The organism is Exiguobacterium sp. SH1S1, from assembly GCF_004337245.1.
GTDB lineage: Bacteria > Bacillota > Bacilli > Exiguobacteriales > Exiguobacteriaceae > Exiguobacterium > Exiguobacterium aurantiacum_A.
Map to the genome: position 1 here is coordinate 1 of NZ_SJUZ01000035.1, position 385 is coordinate 385.

1 protein-coding gene is annotated in these 385 nt (G+C 40.3%); it reads left to right on the forward strand.

Features of this window, described 5'->3' with window-relative positions; all coding sequences use genetic code 11:
* Positions 1-32 precede the first annotated feature (32 nt).
* On the forward strand, positions 33-385 hold a 353-nt coding region (locus EVJ23_RS15120), incomplete at its 3' end, for a ketoacyl-ACP synthase III (RefSeq protein ID WP_483297339.1).

Below are 385 nucleotides of genomic sequence, written 5' to 3' on the forward strand. Positions count from 1 at the left end.
TCGAAAGATAGGGCAATCAGGAAGGGAATAGTATGAGTTTTGAAGTGGTATCAACCGGTCGATATGTACCGGAAAAAGTAGTGACCAATGAAGATTTTGTGAGTAAAATAGATACAACGGACGAGTGGATTGTTTCTCGAACGGGAATAGAATGTCGACGCTATGTAGAGAATCAAAAAACGGCAGATTTGGGAGTTTTGGCGGCACAGAAAGCGATTGAAAAAGGGAATATACCGAAAGAAAAGATTAAGGCAGTGATTGTTGCAACCTTTACTCCGGACTATTTGACACCTTCTGTTGCTTGTTTGATTCAACAACAGTTACAGTTGCCGGAAGACATACTCTCTTTAGATATTAACGGAGCTTGCAGTGGATTTATTTATGG